Source organism: Shewanella sp. Isolate7 (assembly GCF_022398425.1).
GTDB lineage: Bacteria > Pseudomonadota > Gammaproteobacteria > Enterobacterales > Shewanellaceae > Shewanella.
This window is the reverse complement of record NZ_JAKEVJ010000019.1, coordinates 45,028-51,277: the sequence shown is the minus strand read 5'-3', so window position 1 is coordinate 51,277 and position 6,250 is coordinate 45,028. Positions and strand designations below refer to the sequence as shown.

The 6,250-nt window shown below is 50.8% G+C and carries 6 protein-coding genes and 3 pseudogenes; 7 read left to right on the top strand and 2 right to left on the bottom strand.

Going from position 1 to position 6,250, the window contains the following annotated elements:
* The 4 genes and pseudogenes from L1D47_RS06755 to L1D47_RS06740 form a co-directional block, all read left to right on the top strand.
* Positions 1–520 (top strand): IS4 family transposase (locus L1D47_RS06755; RefSeq protein WP_239883345.1); only part of this gene is annotated, 520 nt, incomplete at its 5' end.
* Positions 521–533: 13 nt separating this feature from the next.
* Positions 534–767, top strand: a pseudogene (locus L1D47_RS06750) (IS4 family transposase); the annotation flags it as partial.
* 45 nt (positions 768–812) lie between these two features.
* Positions 813–1,192, top strand: a pseudogene (locus tag L1D47_RS06745) (DDE-type integrase/transposase/recombinase); the annotation flags it as partial.
* Between the two features lie 2 nt (positions 1,193–1,194).
* Positions 1,195–1,683, top strand: a pseudogene (locus L1D47_RS06740) (IS3-like element ISSlo2 family transposase); the annotation flags it as partial.
* Positions 1,684–1,686: 3 nt separating this feature from the next.
* Here the strand turns inward: L1D47_RS06740 and L1D47_RS06735 are convergent.
* Positions 1,687–3,081, bottom strand: coding sequence for a site-specific integrase (locus L1D47_RS06735; RefSeq protein ID WP_239883343.1), 1,395 nt, complete (start codon positions 3,079–3,081; stop codon positions 1,687–1,689).
* Between the two features lie 95 nt (positions 3,082–3,176).
* On the opposite strand from L1D47_RS06735, the gene L1D47_RS06730 reads away from it, so the two are divergent.
* On the top strand, positions 3,177–3,434 hold the full coding sequence (locus L1D47_RS06730) for a YfhL family 4Fe-4S dicluster ferredoxin (RefSeq protein ID WP_011866582.1): 258 nt from the start codon (positions 3,177–3,179) through the stop codon (positions 3,432–3,434).
* Positions 3,435–3,537: 103 nt separating this feature from the next.
* On the opposite strand, the gene L1D47_RS06725 is transcribed toward L1D47_RS06730, so the two are convergent.
* Entirely contained in the window at positions 3,538–4,050 is a 513-nt protein-coding gene (locus L1D47_RS06725) for an SCP2 sterol-binding domain-containing protein (protein WP_239883342.1), read from the bottom strand.
* A 196-nt stretch (positions 4,051–4,246) separates the two neighbouring features.
* Here L1D47_RS06725 and L1D47_RS06720 point away from each other — a divergent pair, with 196 nt between their 5' ends.
* Positions 4,247–5,248: a peptidase U32 family protein gene (locus tag L1D47_RS06720; protein ID WP_239883339.1), complete on the top strand. Its 1,002-nt coding sequence runs from the start codon at positions 4,247–4,249 to the stop codon at positions 5,246–5,248.
* A 56-nt stretch (positions 5,249–5,304) separates the two neighbouring features.
* The gene (locus tag L1D47_RS06715) at positions 5,305–6,150 is read left to right on the top strand and encodes a U32 family peptidase (protein ID WP_239883337.1); all 846 of its coding nucleotides are present in this window, start codon (positions 5,305–5,307) and stop codon (positions 6,148–6,150) included.
* Positions 6,151–6,250 lie beyond the last annotated feature (100 nt).

Here is a 6,250-nt window from a genome sequence, read left to right as displayed (position 1 = left end):
GTTTAAGGCACGAGGTAAAGGACGTAAAGGTCAGCGCAGTACGACGACCGACTGTCATCATACCGCCCAATGGACCTATGAGCTGACGGCAAAAGAGCCTTGGGCACTGGTGACCAACCTCACGATGGAAGCCATGCCACCTAAGAAACTGGTTAATCTTTACCAAAAGCGAATGCAGATAGAAGAGACTTTTAGGGACTTAAAAAGTCCGGCTTACGGATTTGGTTTACGCCACAGCCGAACACGTGATGCGGCAAGAATGGATATCCTGCTATTGATAGCCTTGCTGGTGCAATTGGCATTTTGGTGGGTGGGACTCTTTGGTGAAGCGAAGCAATTGCAACGACATTTCCAGGCCAATACGGTGAAGAAACGTAATGTGTTATCGATAGTGCGGATGGGAAAAGAGCTGATGCGACGACGAGACAGATACCCAATGTCAGCCGATGACCTACTCCATGCTGCCAGGAAGCTGGCTGAGTTATCACTCATTTACGGCTGCTGGGGGTATGAATTATGAGGGGATCCTACAGCTGGTGCAATTGGCATTTTGGTGGGTGGGACTCTTTGGTGAAGCGAAGCAATTGCAACGACATTTCCAGGCCAATACGGTGAAGAAACGTAATGTGTTATCGATAGTGCGGATGGGAAAAGAGCTGATGCGACGACGAGACAGATACCCAATGTCAGCCGATGACCTACTCCATGCTGCCAGGAAGCTGGCTGAGTTATCACTCATTTACGGCTGCTGGGGGTATGAATTATGAGGGGATCCTACAGTGCACAGCATGGTGCGGGAGGCTTATGAAGCCAGCAATGGGTCAGCGGGTGCCAGAACCCTGGCTGATATGGTGACGACAGCTGGCGTGAGATTGACGCGCTATCGTGCCACAAGGCTGATGAAGAAGCTGAGGCTAGTGAGCAGCCAGGTGCCGCAACATCGCTACAAAAAGGCAGACAAGGAGCATGTCGCCATCCCTAATCTCCTTGACCGCCAGTTTGCTGTGACGGCTCCCAATCAAGTGTGGTGTGGCGATGTGACCTATGTGTGGACAGGAAAACGATGGGCTTACCTTGCCGTTGTTCTGGACTTGTTTGCACGWAAACCGGTGGGGTGGGCGATGTCATTTTCGCCCGATAGTGCGCTAACAAGCAAGGCACTAACCATGGCCTTTGAGGCGCGAGGAAGGCCNTGTGACCTATGTGTGGACAGGAAAACGATGGGCTTACCTTGCCGTTGTTCTGGACTTGTTTGCACGAAAACCGGTGGGGTGGGCGATGTCATTTTCGCCCGATAGTGCGCTAACAAGCAAGGCACTAACCATGGCCTTTGAGGCGCGAGGAAGGCCSAAAGACCTAATGTTYCATAGTGACCAAGGAAGCCACTATACCAGCCGCCGCTTCCGCCAACAGCTCTGGCGCTATCAGATTAAGCAGAGCATGAGTCGACGAGGAAACTGCTGGGACAACAGCCCGATGGAGCGCTTCTTTAGAAGCTTAAAAACAGAATGGATACCGATGACCGGCTATCGGGATATCGGTGAGGCTAAGAGTGAAATTTCGCGATATGTGACGGGGTATTAMAGTCAGCTGAGACCACATCAATATAACGGTGGGCTGACACCCAATGAGTCAGAGCGAAGATACTGGCTTGAATACAAAACCGTGGCCAATTTTAGTTGACCACTACAGTAGATCATCATCAAGATGTCCAGAGTGATGTAAACAAAGTCTCGCGACATTTGTCGCCTCCTGTAAAGTCTCTCCCTGCTGCCTAAATATCGCCTTAACGTGACTTCGAACAAACTTTCGACACAAAGTATTAAATGCACCATCACGACCTTTTACGGTATGCTCAGTACGCTTTCCCAAAACCCCATCGACGGGGAAATAATCTTTAACTAGAGCATCCAGGGAACGCTGTGAAAAACCATCCATAGGCTCACTAGGTTTAAGAAAAACATACTCAAGATTGCAGCTGGGAGCGACGTTATCTCTCCAGTTTTTTTGTTCCTTCAGAATTTGCCTAATCTGGCGCGTCACAGGAAGTGTAAAAGGCTTACTATTTTTCATAACGCCCGCAGGATAAAATATTTTTGTGGGATTAGATTCATCATCAATCCACTCCCATTTCAACGAAGCAACATTAACAGGTCTCAAGCCAGTAATAATCATATATCTAACGGCATTTCGTTGATGTAGACTCGAAGTTAAGGCTAACTTGTTCCAAAGAATGCTCATACTATCTAAATCAGTATATAAACGACACGGCCCCGGTCTTTTGACTCGTGAGGATACATAATCATCCGCACAACGCTTGGCAACGTCATTACCATCGGCAAATCTACCGGCACAAAACCGCCAAACTCTCCGAAGCTCGGCATAGAGTTCATTTGCGTAATTCGCAGACTCGTTAGCAATAATCTCCTGAAGAACAGATTCTAAATCACTTATCGTAATCTCAGAGAAAATCATCTTTGACGAAAAATAGAGCCTTAACTTTTTTAACCTACAATCATATGTTTCAACGGAACGCCCTTTTAAAGCTCCTGACTCAAACTTCCGCTTCAAGTCTTCATAGTAAACGGCAAACGCACCATGAACGGTATCATCAGTTCGCACACCATTTGCGATCTCTGCCGCCTTGATTCTCGCTACCTGAGGTTGCAGTTGAGGAAAACACCCTAAGGTTCGATTCCTGATACCGAGCTCTGGTGGATAGCATGTATAGTAGGTAACCTTCCCAGCCTTATTAAAGTCAATGCGCAAAAAGCTCTGTTTCTCATACTTTGAGCGTCTATGCTTTCCGTCATAAGCCAGAATCTTTTTCGCCGCCGTAACACAAGATTGTATGTGTGTAGCCGAGTAAGGTGGTGTAAGTGACTCCCACTTGGCCAATGCTAATTTATAATCTGATAAGCTAGGTCTATCCGAACGCTGTGATACAATAGGTTCCAAGCCATTTTCTCCACTAAATGAGATAGAAATATTCTTCATTTGGATTAGAAGAATCACATTAAACTCGGCCAAGTTTGTGTTGCTATTTTGTGTTACTGAAAATGGAAAATCAAAGTGAAGCAAGGGCTCTTATACGGCCTAACGTAAAGTATCGACAACAATCATAACTATAAGTAAGCGATTGTTATTAAAGACAGAAACAAGGTGTTACAAACAAAATGGCATTACTGATCGACGACAGCTGTATCAACTGTGACATGTGTGAACCTGAGTGTCCCAACCAGGCGATCACCATGGGGGAAGAGATCTATGAGATAGATCCTAACCTGTGCACCGAATGCGTCGGCCACTACGACAAGCCTACCTGCGTCTCCGTTTGCCCCATCGACTGTATCGATCCGGACCCAGCCCATGTGGAATCCCAGGATGAACTCCTGGTCAAGTATCACCTGATCACCGGCAAGCCGATCGACTAACGGGCCAAGCACAGATAGCTATCATCAGATAGTCAAATATGAACAAATAAAAAAGCGAAGCTCAGGCTTCGCTTTTTTATTGCCGCTCGCCATCATAAGGCTATCAAGCCCAAGACATATCGGCCTGGCGCTGCAACTGGGTCAGCATACTCGCCGCCTGAGTGATGCTCTGGCGCATAATCAGCGGCATGGAATCGAACTCAATGCTGAGCAGCAGGTTCTTGACCTCGAGACCCAGCTCGGTATCTCCTTCGATGGCCAGACGGCGCTGGAAAAATAAGGTGTCAGGGTCTTCCTTCGCGGCGGCGATCAGCAGTAGCGCCTGGCTACAGGCGCTGAAGCTCACCTCCGCCTCGCCACTTTCGCGAACGATAAGGCGCTCATCGAAGCTCACCTCGAAGCTTAACTCGAGATCGGTCACAGAGATCTTCACCCAGTGCCCCTGCAAGAAATCCAGTTCACCATCTTTGACCTGCGCCGACATCAGCAGATTTAAGATGCGCTCAAGAAGCTGAGCCTTAATCGAAAAAGGCACTAAGTTTAAAGGCTTAGCTATGACCTTAGGGCCATATTGCAATAGATGTTTGGCCATATTTGCCAACACACTTCGCTGCATGACTGACGTTCTCCTACCAAATTTGCGGACCGAAATCGTGACCTCGATCAATGTTTAGTCAGGTTCCCGACAACTGCTGTCGAGAGTGATAAGGAAATCAATTTTAACCAGATTTTATGATCACAAACCTGTTTTACATCAAGAATTGTTCAGCCAATCCCTTTTACACTGCACACTTTTTAAGGGAGAACAGCACATGGAACTTCTTTGTCCGGCGGGTAACCTCGCCTCCCTCAAGGTCGCCTTAAACGCCGGTGCCGACGCCGTCTACCTTGGGCTAAAAAACGATACCAATGCCCGCTCCTTCGCCGGGCTTAACTTTACACCGGAAAAATTGGCCGAGGCGGCCAGGCTGACCCAAAGAGCCGGTAAGAAGATTTTTCTCACCATCAACACCTTCCCTAAACCGGGCGAGGAGCAGCGCTGGTACCAGGCGATCGATCTGGCGGCCAATACGGGCGTCGATGCCTTGATCATGGCGGATCTCTCCCTGCTGGACTATGCCCACAGCCGCTATCCCCACCTGCCCTTGCATCTGTCGGTGCAGGCTAGTGCCACCAACCTGGGCGCCCTTAGCCTCTACAAGCAGGAGTTCAATATCGACCGCGTGGTACTGCCACGGGTACTGTCGATGAAGCAGGTCAGAGACCTTGCCAAGGTGACCCCGGTAGATTTGGAGGTGTTCGCCTTCGGCAGTCTGTGCATCATGGCCGAGGGGCGTTGCCACCTCTCCTCCTATGTGACGGGCCAATCCCCCAACACGGGCGGCTCCTGCTCACCGGCGAAACACGTACGCTGGCAGGATGTGGGCGACAGCCAACAGACCCGGCTCAATGATGTGTTGATCGACCAGTCAGGTAAAGACGAGCAGATGGGCTATCCCGTGGTCTGCAAGGGACGCTACACCACCAGCGACAGCCAGGAGGCCTCGCACCTGCTGGAGTCTCCCACCAGCCTCAATACACTCAGCCTGCTACCTGAGCTCGCCAAGGCCCGTGTGGTGTCTCTCAAGATCGAGGGGCGTCAGCGCAGTCCGGCCTACGTGGAGCAGGTCACCCGGGTGTGGCGTCAGGCGATAGACACCTACCTGAACGACCCACAGGCCTACAGCACTCAGGCCCAATGGGACCAGGCCCTGGCCAAGGTCTCCGAGGGGCAGGTCACCACACTCGGCGCCTATGAGCGCACCTGGCAATAATTACGGGCAATAACTGCGGACAAAAACCGCGAGCAAAAAGACAAAAGGATAACAAGATGAAAACCTCATTAGGACCGATCCAATATTGCTGGCCCAAAGAGAAGGTGATCGAGTTTTATGAAACAGCGGCCCAGAGCAGCGTACCATTAGTCTATCTGGGCGAGACAGTATGCAGTCGTCGCCGCGAGCTCAAGTTTAGTGACTATCTCGACCTGGCACGCATGCTAAAGGCGGCCGGCAAGGAGGTGGTGCTCTCGACCCTGACACTCATCGAGGCACAATCGGAATTTACCGAACTTAAGAAGCAGGTGGAAAATGGCGAATTCGCCATCGAGGCCAACGATGTGGGCGCCATCTACCTGGCCAAGGAACAAGGCATCCCCTTCGTCTGTGGCCCCAGCGTCAACAGCTATAACGCCGCGACGCTGAAAAAGTTTGCCAGCTGGGGCATGCAGCGTTTCGTGATGCCGCTGGAACTGTCCAAGGCCTGGCTCACCCAGGTGCTCGACGATCTCGCCCCGCGCCAGGTCGAAGTCGAGGTATTCGGCCATGGCTACATGCCGCTGGCCCACTCGGCCCGCTGCTTTACCGCCCGTCACAAGGGGCTGACCAAGGATAAGTGTCAGACCATCTGTATCGAAAACCCCGAGGGCCTATTGGTGCAGACTCAGGAAGATCAGCCGCTGCTGCGTCTCAACGGTATTCAGACACAGTCAGCCAACTATATGGATCTGTGCGACCAGCAGACTCAGATGCAGGCGCTGGGGGTCGACTATTTCCGTATCTCCCCCTCGTCACTGGCATCCATCGACTTGGCCGATGCACTCCCGGCCAAATCGGCCAGCCACGACAGGCAGTGTAACGGCTATTGGCACCAGCTGCCCGGTCTGACTCAAAGCTAAAGACTCAAAGCTAAAGACGCAAAGTTAAATGAAAGATAAGGCCTAATCAGGATTCAACCAGATTAAGGAAAAGAAAGCTCGGCTTAACCCACTGCGTAAG